The organism is Ruminococcus flavefaciens 007c, from assembly GCF_000571935.1.
Taxonomy (GTDB): Bacteria; Bacillota; Clostridia; order Oscillospirales; family Ruminococcaceae; genus Ruminococcus; species Ruminococcus flavefaciens_F.
Window position 1 is genome coordinate 1 of sequence record NZ_ATAX01000029.1, and the last position, 458, is coordinate 458.

Annotated in this window: 1 rRNA gene; it reads left to right on the top strand. The window is 50.9% G+C overall.

Annotated elements, in window-relative coordinates:
* Nucleotides 1–408 (top strand): 23S ribosomal RNA (locus RF007C_RS13370); the annotation flags it as partial.
* Nucleotides 409–458: the final 50 nt, after the last annotated feature.

Sequence of the window (458 nt, forward strand, 5' to 3'; positions counted from 1 at the left end):
GGTTTGGCACCTCGATGTCGGCTCATCGCATCCTGGGGCTGAATTCGGTCCCAAGGGTTTGGCTGTTCGCCAATTAAAGCGGTACGCGAGCTGGGTTCAGAACGTCGTGAGACAGTTCGGTCCCTATCTGTCGTGGGCGTAGGATATTTGAAAGGAGCTGTCCCTAGTACGAGAGGACCGGGATGGACGCACCTCTGGTGCACCAGTTGTCATGCCAATGGCACAGCTGGGCAGCTAAGTGCGGAACGGATAAACGCTGAAGGCATCTAAGCGTGAAGCCGACCTTAAGATAAGATATCCCTTCGTAAGAGTAAGACCTCTCATAGACTATGAGTTTGATAGGCTCAAAGTGTAAGCGTGGTGACACGTTCAGCTTGCGAGTACTAATCGGTCGAGGGCTTTTCCTTTAGCTTCATTGAGTTCGCCTCGCATTACGCTTTATTCATTCTAAAGTTTTC